At 37.5% G+C, this 22,195-nt stretch carries 24 protein-coding genes and 1 tRNA gene; 15 read left to right on the top strand and 10 right to left on the bottom strand.

What is annotated here, in order from left to right; all coding sequences use genetic code 11:
• Positions 1–592: 592 nt before the first annotated feature.
• Genes ACTTKV_RS06520 through ACTTKV_RS06510 form a run of 3 tightly spaced genes read left to right on the top strand, consistent with a single transcriptional unit; the run spans position 593 to position 3,851 of the window.
• Entirely contained in the window at positions 593–1,756 is a 1,164-nt protein-coding gene (locus ACTTKV_RS06520) for a cation:proton antiporter (RefSeq protein ID WP_442549796.1), read from the top strand.
• Positions 1,757–1,758: 2 nt separating this feature from the next.
• Positions 1,759–3,036, top strand: a complete 1,278-nt coding sequence (locus ACTTKV_RS06515; RefSeq protein WP_442549795.1) for a citrate synthase — start codon at positions 1,759–1,761, stop codon at positions 3,034–3,036.
• Complete coding sequence (locus ACTTKV_RS06510) at positions 3,033–3,851, top strand: 3'(2'),5'-bisphosphate nucleotidase CysQ family protein (RefSeq protein ID WP_442549794.1); 819 nt, start codon at positions 3,033–3,035, stop codon at positions 3,849–3,851. Before ACTTKV_RS06515 ends, ACTTKV_RS06510 begins: the two co-directional genes overlap by 4 nt.
• 9 nt (positions 3,852–3,860) lie before the next feature.
• On the opposite strand, the gene ACTTKV_RS06505 is transcribed toward ACTTKV_RS06510, so the two are convergent.
• From ACTTKV_RS06505 to ACTTKV_RS06475, 7 genes are read right to left on the bottom strand one after another with little or no spacing between them, the layout of a single operon-like run.
• Positions 3,861–5,417 carry a methyltransferase regulatory domain-containing protein gene (locus ACTTKV_RS06505; protein ID WP_442549793.1) on the bottom strand — a complete coding sequence of 519 codons (1,557 nt, stop codon included), beginning with the start codon at positions 5,415–5,417 and terminating at the stop codon, positions 3,861–3,863.
• Positions 5,418–5,425: 8 nt separating this feature from the next.
• Positions 5,426–5,923 (bottom strand): redoxin family protein, encoded by a 498-nt coding sequence (locus ACTTKV_RS06500; protein WP_442549792.1) that lies wholly within the window; start codon positions 5,921–5,923, stop codon positions 5,426–5,428.
• Between the two features lie 48 nt (positions 5,924–5,971).
• On the bottom strand, positions 5,972–6,649 hold the full coding sequence (modB, locus tag ACTTKV_RS06495; RefSeq protein ID WP_442549791.1) for a molybdate ABC transporter permease subunit: 678 nt from the start codon (positions 6,647–6,649) through the stop codon (positions 5,972–5,974).
• The gene (locus ACTTKV_RS06490) at positions 6,646–7,503 is read right to left on the bottom strand and encodes a sulfate/molybdate ABC transporter ATP-binding protein (protein ID WP_442549790.1); all 858 of its coding nucleotides are present in this window, start codon (positions 7,501–7,503) and stop codon (positions 6,646–6,648) included. The genes modB and ACTTKV_RS06490 overlap by 4 nt, the downstream gene beginning before the upstream one ends.
• Positions 7,500–7,895, bottom strand: coding sequence for a TOBE domain-containing protein (locus tag ACTTKV_RS06485; RefSeq protein ID WP_442549789.1), 396 nt, complete (start codon positions 7,893–7,895; stop codon positions 7,500–7,502). The genes ACTTKV_RS06490 and ACTTKV_RS06485 overlap by 4 nt, the downstream gene beginning before the upstream one ends.
• Positions 7,892–8,647 carry a molybdate ABC transporter substrate-binding protein gene (gene modA, locus ACTTKV_RS06480; protein ID WP_442549788.1) on the bottom strand — a complete coding sequence of 252 codons (756 nt, stop codon included), beginning with the start codon at positions 8,645–8,647 and terminating at the stop codon, positions 7,892–7,894. The genes ACTTKV_RS06485 and modA (ACTTKV_RS06480) overlap by 4 nt, the downstream gene beginning before the upstream one ends.
• Complete coding sequence (locus ACTTKV_RS06475; protein WP_442549787.1) at positions 8,648–9,430, bottom strand: TOBE domain-containing protein; 783 nt, start codon at positions 9,428–9,430, stop codon at positions 8,648–8,650. It abuts the gene before it with no gap.
• A gap of 161 nt (positions 9,431–9,591) precedes the next feature.
• Here ACTTKV_RS06475 and ACTTKV_RS06470 point away from each other — a divergent pair, with 161 nt between their 5' ends.
• The 3 genes from ACTTKV_RS06470 to ACTTKV_RS06460 are packed head-to-tail and all read left to right on the top strand — an operon-like array spanning position 9,592 to position 13,348.
• Positions 9,592–10,302, top strand: coding sequence for an MlaA family lipoprotein (locus ACTTKV_RS06470; protein ID WP_442549786.1), 711 nt, complete (start codon positions 9,592–9,594; stop codon positions 10,300–10,302).
• Between the two features lie 2 nt (positions 10,303–10,304).
• On the top strand, positions 10,305–10,907 hold the full coding sequence (locus ACTTKV_RS06465) for a Tgt2/MlaC family protein (RefSeq protein ID WP_442549785.1): 603 nt from the start codon (positions 10,305–10,307) through the stop codon (positions 10,905–10,907).
• The gene (locus ACTTKV_RS06460) at positions 10,907–13,348 is read left to right on the top strand and encodes an efflux RND transporter permease subunit (RefSeq protein ID WP_442549784.1); all 2,442 of its coding nucleotides are present in this window, start codon (positions 10,907–10,909) and stop codon (positions 13,346–13,348) included. The genes ACTTKV_RS06465 and ACTTKV_RS06460 overlap by 1 nt, the downstream gene beginning before the upstream one ends.
• Positions 13,349–13,353: 5 nt before the next feature.
• On the opposite strand, the gene ACTTKV_RS06455 is transcribed toward ACTTKV_RS06460, so the two are convergent.
• Positions 13,354–13,929 carry a BON domain-containing protein gene (locus tag ACTTKV_RS06455; RefSeq protein WP_442549783.1) on the bottom strand — a complete coding sequence of 192 codons (576 nt, stop codon included), beginning with the start codon at positions 13,927–13,929 and terminating at the stop codon, positions 13,354–13,356.
• Positions 13,930–14,005: 76 nt separating this feature from the next.
• Between ACTTKV_RS06455 and ACTTKV_RS06450 the strand changes: the two genes are divergently transcribed.
• Positions 14,006–14,103 (top strand) — tRNA-Sec (locus tag ACTTKV_RS06450).
• A gap of 8 nt (positions 14,104–14,111) precedes the next feature.
• Here ACTTKV_RS06450 and ACTTKV_RS06445 read toward each other — a convergent pair.
• Positions 14,112–14,771, bottom strand: a complete 660-nt coding sequence (locus ACTTKV_RS06445) for a molybdate ABC transporter permease subunit (RefSeq protein ID WP_442549782.1) — start codon at positions 14,769–14,771, stop codon at positions 14,112–14,114.
• A gap of 8 nt (positions 14,772–14,779) precedes the next feature.
• On the bottom strand, positions 14,780–15,478 hold the full coding sequence (gene modA, locus ACTTKV_RS06440) for a molybdate ABC transporter substrate-binding protein (protein WP_442549781.1): 699 nt from the start codon (positions 15,476–15,478) through the stop codon (positions 14,780–14,782).
• 129 nt (positions 15,479–15,607) lie between these two features.
• Between modA (ACTTKV_RS06440) and ACTTKV_RS06435 the strand changes: the two genes are divergently transcribed.
• The 8 genes from ACTTKV_RS06435 to eno all read left to right on the top strand — a co-directional run bounded on the left by ACTTKV_RS06435 (position 15,608) and on the right by eno (position 22,098).
• Positions 15,608–16,696, top strand: coding sequence for a nicotinate phosphoribosyltransferase (locus ACTTKV_RS06435; RefSeq protein WP_442549780.1), 1,089 nt, complete (start codon positions 15,608–15,610; stop codon positions 16,694–16,696).
• A gap of 8 nt (positions 16,697–16,704) precedes the next feature.
• A complete protein-coding gene (locus tag ACTTKV_RS06430) occupies positions 16,705–17,202 on the top strand; it encodes a hypothetical protein (RefSeq protein ID WP_442549779.1) in 498 nt (165 codons plus the stop codon).
• A 112-nt stretch (positions 17,203–17,314) separates the two neighbouring features.
• Positions 17,315–18,130, top strand: a complete 816-nt coding sequence (locus ACTTKV_RS06425; protein ID WP_442549799.1) for a menaquinone biosynthesis family protein — start codon at positions 17,315–17,317, stop codon at positions 18,128–18,130.
• The gene (gene fliQ / locus ACTTKV_RS06420) at positions 18,127–18,396 is read left to right on the top strand and encodes a flagellar biosynthesis protein FliQ (protein ID WP_223154533.1); all 270 of its coding nucleotides are present in this window, start codon (positions 18,127–18,129) and stop codon (positions 18,394–18,396) included. Before ACTTKV_RS06425 ends, fliQ begins: the two co-directional genes overlap by 4 nt.
• On the top strand, positions 18,393–19,190 hold the full coding sequence (locus ACTTKV_RS06415) for a UDP-N-acetylmuramate dehydrogenase (protein ID WP_442549778.1): 798 nt from the start codon (positions 18,393–18,395) through the stop codon (positions 19,188–19,190). The genes fliQ and ACTTKV_RS06415 overlap by 4 nt, the downstream gene beginning before the upstream one ends.
• An 8-nt stretch (positions 19,191–19,198) precedes the next feature.
• Positions 19,199–19,687 carry a hypothetical protein gene (locus ACTTKV_RS06410; protein ID WP_442549777.1) on the top strand — a complete coding sequence of 163 codons (489 nt, stop codon included), beginning with the start codon at positions 19,199–19,201 and terminating at the stop codon, positions 19,685–19,687.
• Positions 19,688–19,750: 63 nt separating this feature from the next.
• Entirely contained in the window at positions 19,751–20,848 is a 1,098-nt protein-coding gene (recA, locus tag ACTTKV_RS06405) for a recombinase RecA (RefSeq protein WP_021085361.1), read from the top strand.
• Positions 20,848–22,098 (top strand): phosphopyruvate hydratase, encoded by a 1,251-nt coding sequence (eno, locus tag ACTTKV_RS06400; protein WP_442549776.1) that lies wholly within the window; start codon positions 20,848–20,850, stop codon positions 22,096–22,098. Before recA ends, eno begins: the two co-directional genes overlap by 1 nt.
• Positions 22,099–22,195: the final 97 nt, after the last annotated feature.

Raw genomic sequence — 22,195 nt, 5'->3', positions numbered from 1 at the left:
AACAGAAGTTATAGTTTTTAGGTTTATTTTTTAAATAATAAAAAATTTATGATTTTTAGCTTATATTTTTATTTGTAGCTTTATTTGCAATCTACTATTGAATGCTTGGGGTGGTTAAGGATTTTTACTAGCTTTTATGGTATCTAACCATTAAGACCAAGTTAAAAATTGATAAAATTTTTATTTTTAGAAGTATTTGATATAAGGTTATTACATAGATTATTTACATTTTTTGGTTATAAATTTTTAAGATAATATACAATTTGACCTAAAATTTAAATCTACTTTTTGTATCAAAAATATAAATTTTTAGTTTAAGTTAAAAATATATTTTTATCAAATTTCACTCCAAAACTTACGAAATACCCATTTAATTTTTTACCTCTTATGTTTATAGAGTATAATTTTGCTAAATTTATATTACTCTCATATAAAAAGAACCAAAAAATATTAAGATAAAACGTTTGGTTTTAGTTATAACATTTACTTAAATTTTCAAAAACTAGCTCCTATTTTGTCCAGATCTATGTTGCTTAATCAAAAAATAACAAAGCTTTTTATACAATCAGACATTTTTATTTTAAGGATTTTTTTGCAGTTACATCAAGCTAGTGAGCTTAGCATTCTTGTCGTTTTGGCATTTATTGTCTTTGCGTCTCCTTATATTTCTAAAATTTTACGCATACCAGTCGCACCTGCCGAGATTATACTAGGAGCACTTGCTAGCTATATCGGCCTTGTTAGTGAAAATGAGATGTTTAAGCTCATAAGTGAAGTCGGCTTTTTCTTTTTGATGTTTTTGGCCGGCATGGAGATAGATCTCAGAATGCTCATAAACATTGACCGTAAAATTTTACGTCTTGGACTCATTTATCTAGCACTTATCTACTCTCTAGCGACTGCATTGGCTTTTAGTTTTGATCTTAGCCTACTTTACATTATTATCGTTCCAATAATGGCTGTTGGCATGATATTTACACTATTTAAAGAGTATGGTAGAGATGAGAAGTGGCTAAATTTAAGCATGCTAATCGCAACTATCGGCGAGCTTATAAGTATAACTCTTTTAACATTTATAGCAGCCTATTTGCAGTTTGGTGCTAGCATAAATTTATGGCTAACTATTGGCTATTTGATATTATTTTTAGCTATTAGCGTACTAAGTTTTAAAATTTTGGACGTTCTTTTTTGGTGGTACCCAGGGCTTAAAGTTATACTTATGCCACATTACGACAAAGATGAAAAGGATATTCGATTAAGCATTGCAGTCTTTTTTACAATGATTGCTTTGATGATTTACTTAAATTTAGAAGTCGCATTTGGTGCGTTTATCGCTGGTATGTTTATCACGACATTTTTTGATCATAAAAAAGATTTGCCACACAAGCTTTCAAGTTTTGGATTTGGCTTTTTAGTGCCAATATTTTTCATACATATAGGCTCGACCTTTAAGCTCTCGAGTCTGGGCTCAAGCATAGTTATCAAAGATGCTCTTTTTATATTTTGTGCGATGCTTGGCACAAGACTTGTCTCGAGCATACTATTTTTAAGCAAGCTTGGATTTAAGGGCATATTTTTATTTTCTGTTTCACAGTCCATGCCACTTACGCTTTTAATAGCAGTTGCTACTATCGCACACAAATCAGGTGAAATAAGCGACTATTCTTACGCATCTTTTATATTAGCAAGCTTAGCTCAAGCTATAATAGGAGCTATAATCATAAAAATTTTAATGCAATCAAAAAATAAGGAGTAAAAATGTCATCAAATACAGCTACGCTAACTGATAACAGAACTGGCAAGAGTTATGAGTTTCCCATCCTAAAAGGCACTATGGGACCTGATGTGATTGATATCTCTACATTTTTTAGTGATACTGGGATGTTTACCTTTGATAGGGGCTATACTTCAACCGCAATGTGCCGCTCGGCTATAACTTATATAGACGGCTTAAAAGGTGAGCTGATGTATAGGGGATATGATATTGCGTATCTAGCTGAAAACAAGACATTTTTAGACGTGGCATATCTGCTTTTAAACAAAGAACTCCCAACAAGCGAGCAATACGCAAGCTTTAAAGATGAGCTTAAAAAAAGGAGCTTCATACACGAGGGCATGATGAAACTTTTTGATGCATTTCCAGACAAAGCTCATCCTATGGCGATCTTGCAGGCAGCAGTATCGGCACTAAGTGCGTTTTACTCAGACCACCTAAATATGGACAAGCCTGAAGAGTATCACGAGATGGCTATGCGTATCATTGCAAAGATCCCAACGATAGCTGCATTTAGCTACCGTTATTCACGTGGTCTTCCTATTATATATCCAAATTTAGATCGTGGCTTTACTGAAAATTTCCTTTACATGATGAGAGGTTATCCATACGAGCACGTCGATCTTAAGCCTATCGAGATAAAGGCACTTGATACTGTCTTTATGCTGCATGCTGATCATGAGCAAAACGCTTCAACTACGACTGTTAGGACCGTTGGCTCTACGCACGCGCACCCATACGCATGTATAAGTGCTGGTATCGGCGCACTTTGGGGCTGGGCTCATGGTGGGGCAAACGAGGGCGTCATCCGCCAGCTTGAAGAGATAGGCTCGGTAGCAAATGTTGATAAATACATAGCAAGAGCAAAGGATAAAAACGATCCATTTAGGCTAATGGGCTTTGGTCACAGGGTCTATAAAAATTTTGACCCTCGCGCAAAGGTGCTTAAAAAAATGAGAGATCAGCTTATGGATGAGATAGGCATCAATTCAGAGCTTATTAAGATCGCCAACCGCATCGAGGATATCGCTCTGCATGATGATTATTTTGTGAGTAGAAATTTATATCCAAATGTCGATTTCCACTCAGGACTTATCCTAAAAGCACTTGGTATACCAAACAATATGTTTGCCGTCATCTTTGTAATCGGCAGGACTCCTGGCTGGATTAGTCAGTGGATCGAGCTAAAAGAGCAAGATAGTATCAAGATAGTCCGACCAAGACAGCTTTATGTTGGAGAGATAAACAGAACACCAAAATGAGCGATCTTCTAAATTTAGCTATCAAGGCAGCCATTGGTGCTGGACGAGAGATAATGAAATTTTACTCGCCAGGCGATGATAGATCAGGGCTACAAATCAGCCTAAAAGATGACTCTTCACCACTTACTAGTGCCGATCTGGCTGCAAATGAGGCTATACTAAAAGAGCTCAAAAAAAGCGGAATTGATATTTGCTCAGAAGAGAGCATTTTGTCTGCTAGCTCCGGTATGGATGGTTCTTTTTGGCTGGTTGATCCGCTTGACGGCACAAAAGAATTTCTAGCCCATAATGATGAATTTTGCGTTTGTATCGCACTTATAAAAGATACAAAACCAATTCTTGGTGTAATATTTTTGCCAGTTACAAGAGAGCTTTTTTACGCTAATGAAAACGGTGCTTTTAAAGAAATTTTGGACGCCAAAGGTGAGAGCATAACAAAAATAGATCTAAACGAAAAGAGTGAAAATTTTGAAAATTATATTTTTTTAAGTAGACGTGGAGATCCAAAAACGGCTGAGTTTATTAAAGAAAATTTAAATCTTAAACAAATTTCTCTTGGCTCAGCCATAAAATTTTGCCGTTTAGTTGAATTTGGCGGAGTTTATCTGAGATTTGCTCCAAGCTATCTTTGGGACAATGCAGCAGGAGATGCACTCGTAAATTTTTGTGGTGGGAAAGTATTTGGTGCTAATAGCGGTAAAGAGATGAGCTATGAGCTTGCTGATTTAAAAAGTCCATTTTTCATAGCTCTCTCAAAAAATACACTAAATCTAAAAGATAAAATCACACAACTATACAAACAAAGTAAAATTTAAAACCGTTAGTTAAATTTCTTCTAATAGATAAAACGTACTAGCCATTTTTGCTGTACCCAGTACATAGTTCATTATACTTGCGGCAACCTTATCTTTTTTAAGTACTTTCCCGTCTATATCTAATATATTCTCGTTGCTTTCTTTGATAAATTTCAAAGCCTTTGCGGCTATTTCTTCTAAACTATTTTTGCCATCAAGTAGCAAAAGTATGTAATAATCGACGGTATTAAATTTTCCTAAAACGCTAAATTTATTAGCAAAAGCAACATCAGCGTTATTTTTATGATTTAAAAAATACTTTACATAGTTTTTTAAATTTACGCTAAGTCTTGAGTATCCGGGCCTATACTCGATATTTTTTTGCTCATCTTTTACGATCATTGCATCGGACGAATTTGTTAAAATTCTTACAAAGGCGCTATAAACCATGAGTTTATCTTCTGGTAAAATTTCTAAAATCTGAGAAAGGTTTATACTGGCTGGATACATCTTATAAAAGACCTCACAAAGCCATGAGATGTCTTGTGGCATAACGGAGCAACTGTCTTGCCACTCATTGCCTTTCTTTGTAAAATTTGCTACAACGTGAATTTTATTAATATCGCCTGGGCCTATTTGCTTATTAGCTATGCTCTCATAAGTTTTGTTATGGACTATTAGGCTTTGTCTGAAGACTTTATTGCTAACTATGTCCATAAACTGTTCCAAATCGATCCTATCTTTAAATTTATTGTTTTTGTATTCATCTACTGTGGCTATGCCAATGTTTGGAACAAAGATATCATCAAGTGTATATTCGCAAAGATAAGCAAGCTCATTTCTGGCAAGCATGGCATTAAAATCCTTGAAATAAAATGGATTATTTACATCTTCTAAAAATTCATGAGCAATATAAAAGTCATCTTTTGTAAGTAAATTTTCTATTGTAAATAGAAGTATAGTAAGTGGCATTTTATTTTCATAAACTTCTTTGTTTCTTGTTAGTAAATACTCTTTATAAACCAAAAGTGCTTCCTTGGCCGCTTTTAGCTTCTCTTGCATTGTTTCTTTGTCTTTTGCAGCAAGCAGCATTATGTCTCTTATGACATCTTTGACCTTCCAGCCAGGATAAACATTATAGGATATAAATGCCACGCCGTTCGTGCTTAAATTCTCTCTTACAACTTTTAAAATAGCTTCTTTTACAAAGTCTGGCACCCAGCTAAAAACACCATGAGCAATGATATAGTCAAATTTCTCATCGCTCTTAAACTCACAAATATCGCCATGGATAAGCTCTAAATTTGCAAGCCCCATCTCTTTAACGATCTCTTGCCCACGTCTTATCTGCTCACCACTAAGATCTATGCCAACTACTTTCGCATTTTTATTATTTACTGCAAAGGGGATCAAATTTCCACCAAAGCTACATCCTATCTCTAAAACTCTTGCATTTTTGCATGGCGGCGGATTTACGCCAAGAAGTGTGGCACAAGCTTCAAGCCTATAAGGTGATGATTGTGCAAAAGCTATGGATTTGTAAGTTAGCTCGTCATAAGACTTTTCGATTTTGCTATTTTGACTCATTTTAGCTCCTAGTAGTCTTTTGTTTTGAGTTTTTCTAACATATTTTTAGCATCATTTTCTGGATCATCCACTATATATGCACGCCTTACCTTACCATCTTTTATGATAAGTGTTTGGCGAAAGTAAAATTTATGGCCATTTGATGCAGAAAAAACCGGAAGTTCAAGTGCTCTCTCAAGCATAAACTCACTATCATTTAAGAACATAACTCCAGCTGAAGTCTCTTCTTGAAATTTCTTTTGAGCTGCGATATCTTGGGAGCCAATAGCCACTACCATGAAACCAAGATCGTTAAAATCTTTTAAAAATTTCTTGTAGTTTATTGCTTGTTTGGTGCAACCCTTCATGCCAGCTGTATTTTGCAGTTCCTCGCTTAAAAGCTCAAAGTCATCACCTATCTTTGGGTAGATAAAAATAACGCAATCATGCGTCCTTGTAAAGGCAGAAAAATCAAATTCCTTACCATCTAAGGTATTTAAATATATATTTGTAGGCACGTTTATCATATTTTATCCTTTAAAATTTTTTACTATTATATCTCTATAAGCTTTGTCTTAAGCTTTTTTAGAATTTAAAAGATAAACTACAAAAAGGACAAAAAAGCTAATTATTAACATCAAAAGTGCATAGACATGAGCCTTGGTGTAATCAAGCATTTCAACTGCTTCAAATATCGCAATACTTGCGACCTTGCTCTCTCCAGCTACGCTACCACCTATCATTAAAACAACGCCAAACTCACCCATAGTGTGAGCAAAGCTAACGACAGTAGCTGTTAATAAATTTGATCTGATACTTGGCAAAATCACCCTAAAAATAGTCGTGAGCTTGTTCTTACCAAGACTATAGCTCGCTTCAAAAAGGCTCTTTTTTAGGCTATTTAGTCCAGCATAAATCGGGCCAAACATAAATGGCAATGAATAGATACAACTTGCCACAACAAGACCTGTGAAATTAAAAACTAGCCTAACCCCAAAAATTTCTTCGATAAATTTACCAAAGGTGGAATAAGGCGAAAGAAAAATGAGCAGGTAAAAGCCAAGAACACTTGGCGGCAAAACCAAAGGCAGTGAGATTATCGACTCTAAAAATGATTTTCCAAAGAATTTTTTCTGCGACATAAAATAAGCAAGCGCAATGCAGGCAAAAAACAAAATAAAAGTAGTTATAAAAGATAGTTTTAACGATAGCCAAAATGGTTCGTAATCGATATTTTTAAGCTCGTCTATCATGCTTTTTCCAAATTTACGCTAAATGCTTTTGTGCTAACTACCACCATATCGCCAGCTTTTAGATTCATTGCTTCGTTACTGCTTAGCACAACTTCACAAATTTGGCGGTTTATTAGTACGTTTGCTACGAAGATCGCATCACATTTTTTTATCTCTAAAATTTTGGCATTGAAGGCGATTTTTTGAGATCCGGCAGTCTTTAAAAATATCTCGCTTGCTGTGCCAGATCTTGAAATTTTGCCATTTTCAAGAACAAAGACTTTATTGCAAAGCTTGTAAATTTCTGCGATATCATGGCTTACTAAGACAATGCTCATTTTAAATTCGTCGTGAAGTGCCAACAGATAATCTTGTAATTTTTCACGCATAGCATTATCAAGTGCACTTAGCGGCTCATCAAGTAGTAAAATTTCAGGCCTTCGCATGACGGCACGAGCAAGTGCTACGCGTTGTTTTTGGCCGCCAGAAAGGGTGCTAATCTTTGTATTTTTGAGACTTGTTAGACCGCAGATATCAAGGAGTTTATTTGCTAGACTTACGTCATCTTTTGCAAAGAGTAAATTTTTAAAGACATTCATATTTTCAAACAAAGCATAATCTTGAAATAAAAAGCCGATATTTCGCTTTTGCGGAGCCAAATTTATCTTATTGTCAAAGAAAATTTTATCCCCAACCTTTATAAAACCACTTTGTGGCGTTTCAAAACCGGCAATCAATCTTAAAATAGTGGTCTTTCCGCCGCCACTTGCTCCATAAAGTGCGACAAAATCGCCATTTTCAAAGCTAAGGTCTGCCTCAAGCATAAATTTACCATCGCCGCCATTTAGCTCTTTTTTACAAGAAATTTCTATCATTTTTGAGTACTTATATGAATACTAGTAGATTTTATATAGGCAAAAACACTATCATTTTTACTCAAATTTAGCGCTTTTAAAGCATGATTTGAAATGATAGCTTCAAAGTAAATTTGATCGCACTTTAGGCTAACAACGCTTAAAACTTCACCAAAATTTATAGCCTCTACCATGCATCTTAATTCATTTTCAAGCGAGCTGGTGTCAAGTCTATTCTTTGCCAAGACGACATCTGAGCTTTTAAAACCTAAGCCAATCTCATCATTTAAGGCAAATTTGCTAGCCTCATTCAAGACTAGCATAAATAAATTTGCCTCTAAATTTAGCCCCTTTAGCTCAAATAAGCTGACATCATCTTTGGCTAAAATCCTAACGATCTTTGCTTTTATCATTTAGCTGGGACGTTATAACCAAATTTCTTAAAAATTTCTCTTGATTTATCACCCAAGATAAATTCGTAAAATGCTTTTGCGTCATCATTCTTATCAGCACGCTTTAGAAGAACTATGCCTTGATCAATCGGAGTGTATAGCTCTTGTGGAACAAGGATGTAGTTAACGCCCTCTTTGTATTTTGACATTTTCTCATCAAAAAGTGCACTAGCAGCGATAAAACCTACATCAGATGCACTTAACGCCTGAGATAGAGTCTCAGAAATTTTCTGAGCATAAACGATATTTTTTTCTACTTCGTCATAAAGTTTTGCATTTTTAAGTGCTTCTATGCTGGCCTTACCGTATGGTGCTGTTTGTGGATTTGCAATAGAAATCGCCTTTAAGCCACGAACAACCTCAATACCTTTTTTAAAATCAACATCTCTAATAGAAAAAATAGCAACAGCGCCTTGTGCATAAACTTTTGGTTCGGTGCTTGCAAAACCTGTGTCATAAGCTTTTTGTGCAAAGCCCATATCGGCAGCCATGAATATATCGGCTGGAGCTGAGTTTTGTACCTGAGTAACAAGACCGCCACTTGCACCGAGTGTTAAGTTGATCTTGGCATTTGGATGAAGCTTGTTAAATTCTTTTATAAGCTCTGGAAATGCGTATGTTGTGTTTGCCGCAGCATATACATTTACTTCAGCGCCAAATGCGTTTATGGCAAGCAAAGCTGTCACACATAAAAATTTAAAAACTTTTCTCATTTAAACTCCTATAATGATTTGCGATGATTTTACTATTGCTAAAAGTGTATCGCCAACACCTATTTGCATATCCATCGCACTATCTTTTGTGATGATTGCGGTAAGCGTTTGCTCATCGCTTAGTTTTAGGGTGACTTCAGCATTTACGGCACCTATCTTTGCTTCGATGACTTCGCCTTTTAACTGATTTTTAGTGCTTATGTTTATGTTTAGATCTTTGGCTAAAATGACAGCTGGAGCTTTAAAAATATAAATAACTTTTTGACCAACTTTTAGACCTAAATTTTTCTCACTCTCGACCGTGATATTTGATTCAAGCGTACAGCCATTGCTTAGTTTTGCGATTATTTGAGAATTTACCGCACCGCGGTTTATACCAGTGATTTCACATGAGAGCTGATTTCTGGCACTTAAGTTCATGCTCATTCTTTGAAGGTTGATGATATCCACATCCTCAACATCTACCTTTTGACAAATCTTTTGTAAAAAATCCTTTTGAGTCTCAAGGATCGTGTCATAAATTTTTATCAGTTTATTAGCATATTCGCTTAACTCAGAGCCACTATTTTTCTTGTTTCCGTCGGCTCTAATGATAAGTGGCTTACTGCTTTTATTATTTATCGTATCAAGACAATCCCAAGCATTTTTGTATGATATTCCAACCAATTCCGCTGCTTTTGTAATACTTTTTGTCTTTTTTATGGCCTTTAATAAAGCAATATGTTTTGCTAAAACCTGTGTGTCTTCACCTAAAAATAGTTCTAAATTTATATCTGCTTTCAAAATTTACCTTCTAGTATAAAAGAATAATTTGTGAAGTATATCTAATTATATTAATTCTCAAGCTTAAAATTTAAGCCAATTTATAAATTTCTCTTAATTTCTTGTAAAGTTTTTAAAAGATAAAATCTAGCTACATTTTATAAATAAAAATAAGGGTTGGTATGAAATTTTTACTTGCTATCTTTTTTGGCTTGCTTCTAGCCTGTGCGAGCACAGATGTAAATGCTAGTGCTGAAAACGATGATTTTGATGTCGAATTTGAAGCAAGAAAAGATGTTTTTGACCCACTTAGTGGTTACAATAGAGTGATGACAAACGCAAATGACTTTGTTTATCTAAATATACTAACTCCTGTGGCAAAGGGCTATGCTTACGTTGTGCCAGCCACAGCTAGGACGATGGTTTCAAATTTCTTTGACAATCTCCTTTTTCCAGTGCGTTTTGTAAATAATTTGCTTCAGTTTAAATTTAAAAATGCTGGTGAAGAGACATTGAGATTTTTGGCAAATACGATAGTTGGTTTTGGCGGATTAACCGATGGGGCAAAATACTATGATCTAAAACCACACAATGAAGACTTTGGACAAACGCTTGGATATTGGGGAGTTGGAAGTGGCTTTCATATAGTTTGGCCATTGTTTGGACCATCAAATTTAAGGGACACTGGCGGTATGATCGGAGATTATTTTGCCGATCCGGTAAGCTATGTAGATCCAAAGATTTTATCGACTGGGCTTAAAACTTATAGGTATTTTAATAGCTTTTCTCACGATCCAACTGCTTATGAGAAGCTGCGAAAAGACGCTATTGATCTTTATCCATTTTTACGCGATACTTATGAGCAAAGACGCGACAAGCTTATTAAGGAATAAATATGAAAATTTTAAAAATTCTAACTGCGATTTTACTTTTTACAACTAGCCTTTTTGCTCTTTCAAAAGAACAAATAAAACCAGAGATAGAAGCTAAAACCGTAAAAGTTATCGAAATTTTGAAAAATACAAATTTGGATGATAGTGCAAAAACAAAAGAAATTTTTGCTCTTCTTGATCCATTTTTTGACTACAAACAAATGGCAAAGATCAGCCTTGGCAAACGTTACAATGGTCTAAGTAGCGATGAGCAGGCTAAATTTGACGCAGCATTTGAGCAAAAGCTAAAAAGCTCATACATCGACAAGCTTTTAGGATACAAAGACCAAGAGATACGAATAGTAGGTGAGAGTGAACCTCAAAAAAATAGATATTGGATTACATCCGAGCTTGTAAACGACGGAAAAATTTATGAGTTTGTCTATAAATTTTATGATGCAAAAGAGCGTGGTTGGCTCATTTATGATCTTGATATTATTGGCGTTAGTATTATTCAAACATACAGAAGTCAGTTTGGCGATGTCTTAAATAACGCTGATTTTAATACCCTTTTGCAAAAGCTAAACGAAGCTGTCTTGCCTGATCAAAACAAAACCAATCCTTAATGCGAAAAATTTTTAAATTTATTATTGCCAAAAGCAAGCTTGTTATCTCACTTGTTTTGCTTTTAGGCGTCCTTTGTGGCTACTTTAGCACCAACCTTAGTGTAGATGCATCTGCTGAGACGCTACTACTTGAGCACGACCCTGATTTAAAAGCTTACAGAGAGATAGCTAAACGCTATGACTCACCTGGGTTTTTAGTGGTCGCTTTTACACCAAGGGACGATCTTTTTTCATCTAAAAATTTAGAACTTATCAAAAATTTAAGCGATGAGCTAGCTAAAAATAATATGGTTAGCAGCGTCATTTCTATACTAAATGTTCCACTTTTAAATAGTGTAAAAGGTGGCGTAACTGGCATACTAGAACACACGCCAACACTAAATGATACAGATATAAATATCTCAAAAGCAAAACTTGAGTTTACCAAAAGCCCGATTTACAGCGGAAATTTGATAAGTAAAGATCTAAAAACCACAGCTATTGCTCTAAATTTAAAGCAAGATGAGAAATTTAATGAACTTGTAAACGAGAGAAATTTGCTTAGTCAAAAAGAGTCAAATGGTACTATCACAAAGGCAGAAAAACAAAGATTTGCAGCACTCACGATAGAGTTTAAGATTTACCGTGATGAACTTAGAAAGAGTGATCATGAAAGTCTTGAAGCCATAAAAGCGACTATTGCCAAATTTAACACAAATGGTGAGCTCTTTTTAGGTGGAGCAAATATGATCGCTGATGATATGATAGGTTTTATAAAAGGCGATCTTTTCATCTATGGTCTAAGCGTGCTTGCACTTCTTAGCTTTAGTTTATGGTTATTTTTTAGACAGTTAAGATGGATTATTTTACCGATGTTTATCTGTACGGTAAGTGCCGTTTTTACGACCGGAATTTTTGGTATGTTTGGCTGGGAAGTTACGGTTATTAGCTCAAACTACATCGCGCTTCAGCTCATCATTACTATCTCAACAGTGATTCATCTTGTCGTTAGCTACCGAGAATTTTACGCAAAACATCCAAAATACAGCCAAAATCAACTCATCTACCTAACGCTTCGTGATAAATTTTCTCCATCTTTTTGGGCGATATTTACAACAGTTATTGGCTTTAGCTCACTCATGAGTGCCGATATAAAGCCAGTTATCATGCTTGGCATCATGATGAGTGCTGGTATTAGCGTTTCGCTTGTGCTTGCATTTTTGCTATTTGGTGCAATCAATGTAAATTTAAAAAAGCTTGCCCCTGTTAGAACATTTGAAAATAGCTTTAAATTTACAAGACACTGTGCAAATCTGGCACTAGGCTCAAGAAAGATTATCTATACAGTTTGTGTGTTGGTGGTTGCGTTTGGAGTTTATGGCATAAGTAAGATAAAGGTTGAAAATAGCTTTATTGGCTACTTTAAAGAGAGTACTGAAATTCGTAAAGGCATGCAAGTTATCGACACTAAGCTTGGCGGTACTATACCAGTTGACGTGATAGTAAAATTTAAAGAGCAAAAAGAAGATAAAAATGCCGAACAAGATGAGTTTGAAAACGAATTTGAAAGCAACGCAAAAGATGCAAAATACTGGTTTAATAGCTATCATACAAGGGTTGCTGAGAAAATTCACGACTATTTAAAAGAGCAAAAATTCGTTGGACACGTAAGCTCGCTAGCAACTCTGATCAAAGCCATAAAAGAGCTAAATAATGGCGTTAGTGATGACTTTTTACTTGCCGCTATGTATGAGAAACTTCCGCAAGAGTATAGAAGTATCTTACTAAGCCCTTATGTGAGTATCGAAAATAACGAGCTTAGATTTAGCCTAAGAGTCGTTGATAGCGATGAAAAACTTAGGCGAAATGAGTTTTTAAAAGAGCTAAGAGCTGGACTTGATGAGCTGAGCAAAAATGATAACGTTAGTATTGAAGTGGCTGGCATGATGGTGCTTTATAATAATATGCTTCAAAATTTACTTAGCTCACAGGTTGATACGTTTGGCCTAACGGTGGCTATACTTTTTGTCATATTTTGCTTTGTTTTTAGAAGTATCAAACTAGCAACCATTGCGATTGTTTCAAATTTAATCCCACTTTGTACACTCTTTGGCGTGATGGGATTTTTTGGTATTCCGCTTGATGTGATGAGTATAACTATCGCGGCTATTAGTATAGGCATCGGCGTTGATGATATTATCCATTACATCCACCGTTTTAAAGAAGAGTTGCTAACAAAAAGTGTTTTTGAGAGCATTAAAGCTGCTCATGCCAGCATCGGATATGCGATGTATTACACTTCATTTACCATTTTTCTTGGCTTTAGTGTGATGATAACGAGCAACTTTATTCCAACTATTTATTTTGGTTTGCTAACTGATTTGGTTATGATTTTTATGTTGCTTGGTGCACTTATTATTCTGCCAAGCCTCATTGCAAGCTTTGTAAAAAAGAGTAAATAGAAATTTTATTTTATAACTTTCATAAATGAGTAGACATCAGCCACACCATTAATGTGTTTGGCATACCAAATGGCGTGCTTCTCTTGTTCTATACTATCGACCACGCCACTAAAAACAACATCGCAGCCGACGATACTGACACGTACGTTTGTTCCTTCAACTATACTATCTTTGAAAAGGTTTTGTTTTAAATTTGCAAGGATTTTTAGACTATCGCATGGGTATTCTGGCTTTTTAATGCGAAGATAGGTATAAATTTCTCGTACGCCATCTGTATTTTTGGCTAGTTCTACTAGTTTATCTTCAAGCTCTTTGCTATCAACCAGCCCTATAAGGTAGACATCGCCGTAAAAACACTCGATCTCAATATCTATATTGCTAAGACCTTTTGAAAATAATATTTTGCTTTGCAATTTACTTTGGATAAATTTGTCACGAGTGATAGAGTAAATACCCCTTTTATCACGTGAAATCGAGTACGCATCATAGACATTTAGTGGCGCCGTTGCCGGGGTTAGTACCGAAGAGCAAGCGCAAAAAAATAAAACCAAAAATGCGAAAATGCCTAATTTTAAAATCATAGATCCTTTTTGTAATTAAAAAAAGTTTATAAAAAATGGGCTAAAATTTATATAAATCTGCTAGAATAACACGCACGGAGGATAAAGTAATCTGGTGATGCTCACGGGCTTCAAACCCGATGACTGGGCGGTTGACCGTCTGGTGGGGAGTTCGATTCTCTCATCCTCTCGCCACTCTCATTTTAAATTTTACCTTTATCAAGCAAATTTATAATCCCAAACAAAATAAAACTTAACACAACCAAAACAAGGCTTAAAACCAGTGCTTCATTGCTTTTGCCATCGTATACAGCATTATAAATGGCAAGTGAAATAGTGTCAGTCTTTCCTATTATATTTCCGCCAAGTATAAGTGTTATGCCAACCTCGCCAAGCCCACGCGAGATCGCTAAGATAAAAGCCGCTGCTACGCTTTTTGCAACACATGGAAAGAGAACAAAAATAGCTGTTTGAAATCTATCTTTCCCAAGGCTGTATGCTGCTTCACTTAGGCTCTTTGAAAGTGAACCAAGAGCAGAAGCGACAGGCTTTACAAATAGCGGCAGCGAAGCTATAAAAGCAGCTAATACAAGAGCCTTAAAACTAAAAATAATTTCTAAATTTAAAGCCTTGCCTACGATACCATTTTTGCCAAGCAGATAAAGCAGTAAAAATCCAGTCGCAATAGGTGGAAAGATGAGAGGAAAAGTTACGATCATCTCTAAAATGGCTCTAAATTTACCTTTATAAAAGGCCAAAAGATAGGCTAAAGCTAGCCCAAAAACGACGAGCAAAGCCCCTTGGCATAAAATGACCTTTATGCTTAAAACCAGAGGATCAAATAGCCATGCGAGCTCTTGCAAATTTAGCCTTATCTTATGCCAAATTTAGTGTAAATTTCTTTTGATCTCTCGCTTTTTAGCTCATCCAGAAATTTAACGCAATCAGTCTTTTTATCACATCCTTCAAGCTTTGCAGCTACGATATTTGCTGGTGCGTAAAGAGCCTTGTCTATCAGGATAAAGCTACCAAATTCGTCTTTGTGCGCATTTAGCTCAGTTTGGTTGATAAAACCAGCATCGACCTCACCGTTTAATATATAAGTAACTACTTGAGGCACACCAGCAACTGCTAAAATTTTATCTTTTAGCTCGCCACTTAAATTTGCTTTTTGCATAAATTCATTTGCTCTTTTGCCATAAACTGTCTTTACCGCGTCTGGCATAGCGATCTTAGAAAGTGCTTTTAGCTCTTCAACTTTTTCAATTTTCACACCTTTTTTGGTAGCCAGCACCAAGGCGCCTGAGCCTAAATTTACATACTCAGCTATCTTTAGAACAGACTTTTTCAAAAAGTCCTCATCGCCTACGATTATGTCAGTTTTGCCCTCTTTTGCCTGAGCCATGATAGCTGTGATGTTCGCAAAAGAAGTGTCGATATTTACGCCATCTTTTTTAAGATTTTGTGCGACTGCCTCAACTATCTTTTTATATCCGCCACCAGCACTTACTAGCAAATTTTCATTGCCAAATGCAAAAATTGCGGCCAGTAGAAGTAAAAATTTTTTCATATTTTTCCTTTAAAAGTAAAATTTCACGATTTTATAAAATATACTCTTATATATTCTTAAAATATATTTTTATAACTTATTTGGCTTTTTGCCAAAATGGTATAATCCCAACAAAATAAAAGGATGGGCATGAACGAACTTGAGCTAAAGATGCAAGGCAAGATAGATAGGCTAACAGATAATACTTTTAAGTTGGATCCAAGGATTGGCGAGGGCTACTTTACCGCGAAATATTTTCTAAAAGTAAATGAGATAATTAAGCAAAACTTACCAGGTCAGCATGTTACGATGCAATTTTTCCAAAGGCGTGATGATATCGTGCTTTGTGGCATTGATGAGGTTTTAGCTATTATCAATAAATTTGCCAAAAACCAAAGTGAGCTTGAAATTTATGCACTTGATGATGGGGATATCATAAATGCAAACGAGCCAGTTTTAAAGATAAGCGGCAAGTATGAAAATTTCGGCTTTTTAGAAAACGTGATCGACGCGACGCTTACTAGAAGAAGCTGCGTGGCGACAAACTCTAGAGACGTGATAAAAGCGGCAAATGGTAAGGATGTCTTTAGCATGGCAGACAGGCAAGATGACATCTGCACGCAGCCAGGTGACGGCTACGCCTCTTTTGTGGGCGGCATAAAAAAGGTCGCCACAGACGCTCAGGGCGAGCTTACAGGGCTAAAAGGTGGTGGCACCATGCCTCACGCGCTCATTCAAATGTGTGGCGGAGATGTGGTGAATGCTTGCCAAATTTACGCTAAAACCTTTGAAAACGAGCAGATCACGGCCTTGGTTGATTACAACAACGACGTGATCACGGATGCGCTAAAGGCTGCAAATGCCCTAAAAGAGAGGCTTGGCGCGGTTAGGGTGGATACTAGTAAAAATTTGATAGATAGGTATTTTGAGGACAAAGATACGAGCAAATTTGATCCGCATGGCGTTTGCAAGGAGCTTATATTTGCCCTAAGAGAGGCGCTTGATAAGGCTGGCTTTAAGCACGTTAAGATCGTAGTTAGCTCAGGCTTTAATCCGCAAAAAATGAGCGAATTTGAGAAATTTAACACCCCAGTTGATATTTACGGCGTGGGAAGCTATCTTGTTAAAAATGACATTTGTGGCTTTACAGGCGATCTAGTCGAGCTAAACGGCAAAAGTGAGGCTAAATTTGGTAGGAAAAATTTCGTTTCAGATAGACTAAAAAGAGTGAAATTTTAGGAGAGAGGATGAAATTTATAAAAATTTTAATGTTTCTAGCGCTTTTGCTGACCGCCTGCTCCGCGGCAAACTACGCTAATGCCTTTGAAAAGGTTGGCATAGTTGAAGACGGCGTTTATCGCTTTAGTCAAAATGGTATCGGTGTCAAAAAAGACCTACTTGTAAAGGTGATCTCCGTGCAAAATGCGGACAACTCACGCAAAAAGATCATCTCCATGCTAAATATCCCTAAAAAATCTAAAATCACGGACTTTAAAACAAGCGACGCTGGCGTTATGGTCTGGCCATTTTACGAGTTTGAGAGCAAATTTATAACGACAATAATCGTTGAAAATATAAAAAAAGAAGATAGCGATCAAAAACTGCTTAAGATGCTAGAACTTAAGCATCCGTTTTACTCAACAATCTTAGCTCGAAGAAAAGGGGCTAAGGACGCCATAGACGTGAAATACGTGCTAAATTTCAAAGAGGCAAAGCTGGTAAAATCGTTTCAAAACCGCCCTTAAAACTTTATTTTAAATAAATTTCATTAAAATGGCGTAATCAAAAAAAGGATCACCTTTGCATAATCTAAAAACCATAAACGTCGCTCACTCGCCGGACGCTGACGATATTTTCATGTATGCCGCGGTCAAATTTGGCTGGGTCAGCAGTAAAAATTTAGTCTTCACATCAAAGGCACTTGATATAGAAACGCTAAACGAAGAGGCGCTAAAAGGCACTTATGAGGCAACGGCGATCAGCTTTGCGCTCTATCCTAAAATTTGCGACGAATTTGCACTTTTACGATGTGCGGTGAGCTTTGGTAAAGGATATGGCCCAAAGCTTATCAAGCTAAAAGGCAAGCAGCTAAAGCGAAATTTCAAGGTCGCACTCTCTGGCAAAAACACGACAAACGCCCTGCTCTTTCGCATAGCCTATCCAGAGGCAAGGATCGTTTATAAAAATTTCTTAGAGATCGAAAATGCCGTGCTTAGCGGCGAGGTCGATGCTGGCGTGCTCATACATGAAAGTATATTAAATTTCTCAGGCGAGCTCTGCGTAGAGCGCGAGATTTGGGACATCTGGAGCGAGCTAAACGGCGAAAATTTACCACTTCCACTTGGTGGCATGGCACTTAGACGAAGCCTGCCCATAACTGACGCCATCGAGTGCGAGAGAGTGCTTAGCGAGGCCGTTAGGATCGCCACTTCGCACAAGCCATTTTTATCTCACATGCTAATGGAGCGAAATCTCATCAGAGTTGGCAAAGACGAGCTAAAAACATATCTAAATTTATACGCAAATGACGAGTCTATAAGCATGAACGAAACTCAGCTAAAAGCGCTAAATAAGCTCTATCAAATAGGCTATGACAAAGGCTTTTTTGAAAAACCAATCGACGTAAACGACTACCTCATCCCGACTGAATATAACGAAGTAAGGTTTAGCTGATGCAAAGTACGCTTGTCTCTCTTGGAGTTGAAACTTTTAAGATCGCCCTTTACATCAGCCTTCCGATGCTGCTAAGCGGACTCATAGCTGGTCTTATCATCTCCATTTTTCAAGCGACCACGCAGATAAACGAAACCACACTAAGCTTTGTGCCAAAAATTTTGCTAGTCGTCGTTGTTATCATATTTTTGATGCCTTGGATGATCTCGATGATGGTTGAGTTTACCACTCGCATGTTTGAGTTTATACCGGAATTTATCCAGTGACGAGACTTGTTGACTTTTCTAAATTTACCTCAGTTAAGATAGGCGGCGTGCATGAAATTTTTGAGGTTAATAGTCTTGATGATCTAAATTCGCCTGAATTTTTGGGTACTGTGATGATAGGCGGGGGCAACAACCTACTTATCTCGCCAAATCCCCCAAAAATGTCAATACTTGGCAAGAGTTTTGACTATATAAATTTAGAACGCTTAGGCGATAAAATTTACCTTGAGATAGGTGCTACGACAAAATCAGCTAAAATTTATAACTTTGCCAAGCAAAATAACATAGCTAGCCTTGAGTTTTTAAAAAATATCCCAGGCACGCTTGGCGGACTTATAAAAATGAACGCTGGTCTACTTAAATTTAGCATAAGCGATAACCTCACGCATGTGCGGCTAGCTCGTGGCTGGGTCAGCAAAGATGAGATAAACTTTAGCTACCGCCACAGCGGCATAGACGAGGCTATTTTGGGGGCTAAATTTGAGCTTCATAGCGGCTTTGACGCGAGTATATCTGAGGCTATAAGTGCTAAAAGGGCAAATCAGCCAAAAGGGGCTAGCTTTGGTAGCTGCTTTGTTAATCCCCAGGGCCACTTTGCAGGGGCAATGCTAGAGGCAGTTGGGCTAAAAGGATACGCTATAGGCGGAGCGAAATTTAGCGAAGAGCATGCGAATTTCTTAATAAATTTTAACCATGCAAGTTTTGAAGACGCTACTAGCCTTATAAATTTGGCAAAGGCTAGAGTTTTAGAGAAATTTGGCGTAGAGCTTAAGACTGAAGTTTGCATTTTATAAGGATGATGATGAGTGAGTTTTTAATAGAAGTTTTTACCCTTTCAGTTTTGTTTATGATTATTGGTCTCTACGCTGTTTATAGGGCTAAAAAGGCGCAAAGCGAGCACGAGAAAAATGTGGCTGATCATGATAAAAATTTACTAAATTTTGCCAAAATTTTAGGTGTAAAAGATCGCATAGACCTAGTTAAATTTGATGAAATTTTAGCCGAGGCCTTAGAAGAAAAACTAATTTTTAAATTTAATAAATCTACTACTAAAGAGAAATTTATCTCTTTTATAAAAGATGAGAATTTCAAAACCAAACCCCAAATTTCACAAAACAGTATCGACGAAGCCTTTCTTAATCTCTGCGCTAGCTCGCTTGTAGAGCCGCTTAAGCTTGCGATACTAAAAAACGAAGATCAAATTTATGGATTTTTGTTTGAAAAAGAGCACCTTTTTGCTCTCATAGATAGCGCTGCGCTGCTTGACGAAAATATTATAATTTGCGAGTAAATCAAGTAAAATTCATCTCTTTTTAGATAGAATCAAGCCAAATTTCAACTTATAAGGTAAAAAATGGCAAAAGAAAAAGATAGTGACAAAAAGATAGCTATCCCAGAGAGCGAAGCGGACAAGAAAAAGGCGCTTGAGCTTGCGCTAAAGCAGATCGATAAAGCTTTTGGCAAAGGCACGCTTTTAAGACTTGGCGATAAAGAGGTTGAGGCTATCGAGTCTATACCGACTGGCTCGCTAGGACTTGACCTAGCTCTTGGCATAGGCGGCGTTCCAAAAGGCAGGATCATCGAGATCTATGGACCAGAAAGCTCAGGTAAAACCACTCTTACACTTCACATCATCGCTGAAGCGCAAAAAGCTGGCGGAATTTGTGCGTTTGTCGATGCAGAACACGCACTAGACGTAAAATACGCTTCAAATTTAGGCGTAAATACTGACAATCTCTACGTCTCTCAGCCAGACTTTGGCGAGCAGGCACTTGAGATCGTTGAAACGCTTGCCAGAAGTGGCGCGGTCGATCTTATCGTAGTTGATAGCGTCGCTGCGCTTACTCCAAAGAGCGAGATAGATGGCGACATGGGCGATCAGCACGTGGGCCTTCAGGCAAGACTTATGAGCCAGGCACTTAGAAAGCTAACTGGAATTTTAAGCAAGATGAAGACAACTGTTATCTTTATCAACCAAATTCGTATGAAGATCGGTATGATGGGATATGGCACGCCTGAGACTACAACTGGCGGCAATGCACTTAAATTTTACTCATCAGTAAGAATAGACGTAAGAAAGATAGCCACACTTAAACAAAACGACGAGCCTATCGGCAACCGCACGAAAGCAAAAGTTGTTAAAAACAAGGTCGCGCCTCCGTTTAAAGTGGCTGAATTTGACATCATGTTTGGCGAGGGTGTGAGTAAAGAGGGCGAGATCATCGACTATGGCGTAAAGCTCGACATTATCGACAAATCAGGCGCGTGGTTTAGCTACAAGGCCGAAAAACTAGGCCAAGGCAGAGAAAACGCCAAAGCCTACCTAAAAGAGCACCCAGAAATTTCTGATGAGATAGTAGCGGCGATAAAAGGCTCAATGGGCATAGACCACCTAATAAGCAGCGGCGCAAAAGACGAAGACGACGACACAAACGAAGCAGGAGATGAATAATGGTATTTATTGAAGATGTAGAAGCTCACGAGGTTTTAGATAGTAGGGGCAACCCAACAGTCCGCGCGACAGTTAGACTAAGTGATGGAACCGAGGCAAGTGCGATCGTACCAAGTGGTGCAAGCACTGGCAAGCGTGAGGCGCTCGAACTTCGTGATAAAGACGAGAGATATGCTGGCAAGGGCGTACTAAAAGCCGTTTCAAATGTAAATGAAAAGATCGCAGAGGCTATCATCGGCCTTGATGCTTATAACCAAAAAGCAGTAGATGAAGAGATGCTTGAGCTTGATGGCACGCACAACTATTCAAATTTAGGCGCAAATGCAGTCCTTGGCGTATCTATGGCAGTAGCTCGTGCAGCTGCAAAGAGCCTAAATATCCCACTCTACCGCTACCTTGGCGGTGCAAATGCTAGTATCTTGCCAGTGCCGATGTTTAACATCATAAACGGTGGTGCACACGCAAACAATAGCGTTGATTTTCAAGAATTTATGATCATGCCATTTGGCTTTAGTACATTTAGTGATGCGCTAAGGGCCGCAACTGAAATTTATCACAAACTAAAATCTATCCTAAACGCAGCTGGCCACAGTACGGCTGTCGGCGATGAGGGTGGTTTTGCTCCAAATTTAAAAGACAATGAAGAGCCACTAAAGCTCATCTCGCAAGCTGTAAAAGAGGCTGGATATGAGCTTGGTAGTCAGATAAAGCTAGCTCTTGACGTTGCCTCAAGCGAGCTTTATAAAGATGGCAAATACGAGCTTGAAGGTAAGAAATTTAGCAGCGACGAGCTCATTAGCTACTACGAAAAACTTTGCGAAAAATATCCTATATTCTCTATCGAAGATGGCCTTAGTGAGGACGACTGGAGCGGCTGGGCTGAGCTTACAAAAAGGCTTGGAAGCAAAGTGCAGCTAGTTGGCGACGATCTTTTTGTCACAAATGAGAAAATTTTACGCGAAGGCATTGAGAAAAACATAGCAAATGCGATCCTTATCAAGCCAAATCAAATAGGCTCAGTCACTCAAACTATGCAAACTGTCCGCCTTGCTCAAAGAAACGGCTACCGCTGCGTCATGAGCCACAGAAGCGGCGAGAGCGAAGATGCGTTTATAGCTGACTTTGCGGTTGCTCTAAATACCGGCGAGATAAAGACAGGTGCAACTTCAAGAAGCGAGCGTAATGCAAAATATAATCGATTGCTTGAGATCGAACTTGAGGCTGGAGAGTTTTTGGGGGATAATATTTGAGCGAAATTTTAGACGAATATGGCAGCACTGATGGCATATTTCATAAAATTGTAAAATATATTAGACCAACATTACGTTATGTCATAGCCACCATTTG

Source organism: Campylobacter sp. (genome assembly GCF_052169515.1).
Lineage (GTDB): Bacteria > Campylobacterota > Campylobacteria > Campylobacterales > Campylobacteraceae > Campylobacter_A.
The sequence above is the reverse complement of the archived record's forward strand: the minus strand, read 5'-3'. Positions and strand labels throughout refer to the sequence as shown.

What these genes read in the sequence shown, in the direction of transcription:
- ACTTKV_RS06515 (WP_442549795.1), top strand. Translation starts at nt 1,759, where the DNA reads ATGTCATCAAATACAGCTACGCTAACTGATAACAGAACTGGCAAGAGT.
- ACTTKV_RS06510 (WP_442549794.1), top strand. Translation starts at nt 3,033, where the DNA reads ATGAGCGATCTTCTAAATTTAGCTATCAAGGCAGCCATTGGTGCTGGA.
- ACTTKV_RS06505 (WP_442549793.1), bottom strand. Translation starts at nt 5,417, where the DNA reads ATGAGTCAAAATAGCAAAATCGAAAAGTCTTATGACGAGCTAACTTAC.
- ACTTKV_RS06500 (WP_442549792.1), bottom strand. Translation starts at nt 5,923, where the DNA reads ATGATAAACGTGCCTACAAATATATATTTAAATACCTTAGATGGTAAG.
- modB (WP_442549791.1), bottom strand. Translation starts at nt 6,649, where the DNA reads ATGATAGACGAGCTTAAAAATATCGATTACGAACCATTTTGGCTATCG.
- ACTTKV_RS06490 (WP_442549790.1), bottom strand. Translation starts at nt 7,503, where the DNA reads ATGATAGAAATTTCTTGTAAAAAAGAGCTAAATGGCGGCGATGGTAAA.
- ACTTKV_RS06485 (WP_442549789.1), bottom strand. Translation starts at nt 7,895, where the DNA reads ATGATAAAAGCAAAGATCGTTAGGATTTTAGCCAAAGATGATGTCAGC.
- modA (WP_442549788.1), bottom strand. Translation starts at nt 8,647, where the DNA reads ATGAGAAAAGTTTTTAAATTTTTATGTGTGACAGCTTTGCTTGCCATA.
- ACTTKV_RS06470 (WP_442549786.1), top strand. Translation starts at nt 9,592, where the DNA reads ATGAAATTTTTACTTGCTATCTTTTTTGGCTTGCTTCTAGCCTGTGCG.
- ACTTKV_RS06465 (WP_442549785.1), top strand. Translation starts at nt 10,305, where the DNA reads ATGAAAATTTTAAAAATTCTAACTGCGATTTTACTTTTTACAACTAGC.
- ACTTKV_RS06460 (WP_442549784.1), top strand. Translation starts at nt 10,907, where the DNA reads ATGCGAAAAATTTTTAAATTTATTATTGCCAAAAGCAAGCTTGTTATC.
- ACTTKV_RS06455 (WP_442549783.1), bottom strand. Translation starts at nt 13,929, where the DNA reads ATGATTTTAAAATTAGGCATTTTCGCATTTTTGGTTTTATTTTTTTGC.
- modA (WP_442549781.1), bottom strand. Translation starts at nt 15,478, where the DNA reads ATGAAAAAATTTTTACTTCTACTGGCCGCAATTTTTGCATTTGGCAAT.
- ACTTKV_RS06435 (WP_442549780.1), top strand. Translation starts at nt 15,608, where the DNA reads ATGAACGAACTTGAGCTAAAGATGCAAGGCAAGATAGATAGGCTAACA.
- ACTTKV_RS06430 (WP_442549779.1), top strand. Translation starts at nt 16,705, where the DNA reads ATGAAATTTATAAAAATTTTAATGTTTCTAGCGCTTTTGCTGACCGCC.
- ACTTKV_RS06425 (WP_442549799.1), top strand. Translation starts at nt 17,315, where the DNA reads ATGTATGCCGCGGTCAAATTTGGCTGGGTCAGCAGTAAAAATTTAGTC.
- ACTTKV_RS06410 (WP_442549777.1), top strand. Translation starts at nt 19,199, where the DNA reads ATGAGTGAGTTTTTAATAGAAGTTTTTACCCTTTCAGTTTTGTTTATG.
- recA (WP_021085361.1), top strand. Translation starts at nt 19,751, where the DNA reads ATGGCAAAAGAAAAAGATAGTGACAAAAAGATAGCTATCCCAGAGAGC.
- eno (WP_442549776.1), top strand. Translation starts at nt 20,848, where the DNA reads ATGGTATTTATTGAAGATGTAGAAGCTCACGAGGTTTTAGATAGTAGG.